The 2,676-nt window shown below is 67.1% G+C and carries 2 protein-coding genes and 1 pseudogene; all 3 read right to left on the bottom strand.

Annotated features, from left to right (window positions below):
- Positions 1-24 precede the first annotated feature (24 nt).
- A complete protein-coding gene (gene araH / locus AC1DU6_RS26430; protein WP_477860749.1) occupies positions 25-1,005 on the bottom strand; it encodes an L-arabinose ABC transporter permease AraH in 981 nt (326 codons plus the stop codon).
- A gap of 2 nt (positions 1,006-1,007) precedes the next feature.
- Positions 1,008-2,519 carry an L-arabinose ABC transporter ATP-binding protein AraG gene (gene araG, locus AC1DU6_RS26425; protein WP_457324438.1) on the bottom strand — a complete coding sequence of 504 codons (1,512 nt, stop codon included), beginning with the start codon at positions 2,517-2,519 and terminating at the stop codon, positions 1,008-1,010.
- Position 2,520: 1 nt separating this feature from the next.
- A pseudogene (locus AC1DU6_RS26420) lies at positions 2,521-2,676 on the bottom strand (arabinose ABC transporter substrate-binding protein); the annotation flags it as partial.

Raw genomic sequence — 2,676 nt, 5'->3', positions numbered from 1 at the left:
AATCCTTGGGCGAGGGGCGCCATGTCAGCCACGGCGTTCGCCTCGGGTCTTCAGTTGGTCGAGAAGGACGGCGGCCAGCAGGATGAGGCCACGCACGAGGTATTGATAGAACGCGTCGACGTTGAGCAGGTTCATGACATTCTCGACTGTGCCCATGATGAGCACGCCGATGACGACGCCGAAGATGCGCGCCTTGCCGCCCTGCAGTGACACGCCGCCCAGCACGCAGGCCGAGATGACGTCCAGTTCGAAGCCCGTGGCCGCGTTGGGCTGGCCGCTGGTGATGCGTGCCGACAGGATCAGGCCTGCCAGCGCCGTGACGACGCCCTGCAGCAGGAAGATCCACACGCGCAGCCGTTCCACGCGCACACCCGCCAGGCGTGCTGCCTCGGGGTTGCCGCCGATGGCCAGCGTGTTGCGGCCGAAGACGGTGTGATTGAGCAGCACGCCGAAGATGAGGAAGCTGAAGCCCGTCATCCAGATCGGCAGCGGCAGGCTCAGGAAGCTCGTGTCGCCGAAGCTGATGAAGCCTTCGTCGGCGATACCCACGGCCTGGCCCTTGGACGCGATGAAGGCCAGGCCCCGCACCATCAGCATGGTGGCCAGCGTGGCGATCAACGCGTTGACGCGCAGATAGGCGATCAGCACGCCATTGCCCGCGCCGATCAGCGCGCCGGCCAGCAGCCCGCCGCCGATGGCCAGGCCGACGCTGCCGGTGCGCTCCAGCACCATGGCGCCGAGCACGCCGGCGAAGGCGATGGTTGAGCCCACCGAGAGGTCGAAGTCCCGCGAGGCCAGGCACAGCATCATGGTGCAGGCCACCATGCCGATCTGGGCGACCGACAGCAGCAGGCCGACGATGTTGGCGCTGGAGAAGAAGTTCYCGACGGTGAAGGCCAGCACGACGAAGAGCAGGCCGTAGCCCAGCGTCATGCTGTGTTCCTTGAGCAGTGCGCGGGACGTCGAGGACATGGCGGGGCGGGGCGTGAGAGTGGTCGTGTTCATGATCAATGCAGTGGTGCGGTGGGCGCTCCGTCAGGCAAGGCCAGGGCAAGTGCGGCGGTCTCGCTGGCGTTGGCGCGGTCCAGTTCGCCGCTGATGCGGCCGTCGCGCATGACGATGAGGCGGTCGGTGATGCCCAGCACTTCGGGCAGCTCGCTGGAGATGACGATGACGCAGCAGCCCGAGGCCGCCACGTCGTGGATGATCTTGTAGATCTCGTTCTTGGCACCCACATCGATGCCGCGGGTCGGCTCGTCGAGGATGAGCACCTTCAGCCCTGGTTCGGCCAGCCAGCGCGCGAGGATGACCTTCTGTTGGTTGCCGCCGGACAGCAGGCGGATCTCCTGCTCACGGCTCGGTGTCTTGATGCGCAGCTTTTTGATGAAGTCGTCAGCGCGCTGCGCTTCCTGGCCGTGGCGCAGGAAGACACCACCCGCCAGGCCGTGGCGGCGGCAGCTGATGTTGATGTTCTCGGCGACCGAGCTGTGCGCCAGGATGCCCTGTTCCTTGCGGTCCTCGGGGCAGAGGACGATGCCTGCGGCGATGGCGTCCGCCGGGCTGTGGGCCCGCACCGGCTGGCCGTCGAGCAGCACCTCGCCGCCGCGGCGCGCGTCGGCACCGTAGAGCAGGCGCATCAGCTCGCTGCGGCCGGCGCCGACCAGGCCGAAGAAGCCCAACACCTCGCCGGCTCTCACGGCAAAGCTCAGTGGCGTGGGCAGGCGGTCGCTTTGCAGGCCGCGCGCTTCAAGCCGCATCGGGCCCTGCTGGCGGCTGCGGTAGTCGTAGATATCCTGCAGCTCGCGGCCGACCATGTCGGCGATCAGGCGCTCACGCGGCACCTCGGCCATGACCTCGTGCGTGACGATCTTGCGGCCATCACGGAAGATGGTGCAGGCGTCGCATAGCTCGTACAGTTCTTCGAGGCGGTGCGAGATGTAGATCAGCGTGCGCCCTTCGGCGCGCAGCCGTTTCACCAGCCGGAACAGGATTCCGGTCTCGCGGTGCGACAGGCTGCTGGTGGGCTCGTCGAAGGCGATGACCTTGGCGTCCTGCATGACGGCTTTGCAGATCTCCACCATCTGGCGCTGGGCGATGGACAGCTCCGACAGGCGCGAGGCGGGGTCCAGGTCCACGCCGATGGCTGCCAGTTGTTCGGCCACCAGCCGGCGCGCGGCCTTGTGGTCGACGAGGCCTAGGCGTGTCGGCAGGCGGCCGAGCAGCACGTTCTCGGCCACCGTCAACTCGGCCACGTACTGCAGCTCCTGGTGGATGATGGCCACGCCGGCGGCGATGGCGTCGCCAGCCGAAGTGAAGTGGCGCTCCTGATCATCGATCAGCAGCCGGCCACCATCGGGCTTGTACTGCCCGCCGAGGATCTTCAGCAGCGTGCTTTTTCCCGCGCCGTTCTCGCCGAGCAGGCCCATCACCTGGCCAGCCCTCGCCTCGAAGCTCACCCCGTTCAGCGCCTTGACGCCGGGGAAGTGCTTGCTGATGTTGTCGAACTGCAAGGAAGACATTTCAGAGGCCCATTTGCTTGCGCAGTTCGGCCTGGTTCTGGCGCGTCATCAGCGTGCCGCTGGTCAGCGTGACGGGCGGCGGCGCCTTGCCCGCTGTGGCCCATTCATACACCGCCACGGCGGTCTCGTAGCCATGGCGCTTCGGGCTGATCAGCAC

Source organism: Roseateles sp. P5_B10, assembly GCF_056400485.1.
This window is presented reverse-complemented; position numbering and strand designations above follow the sequence as displayed.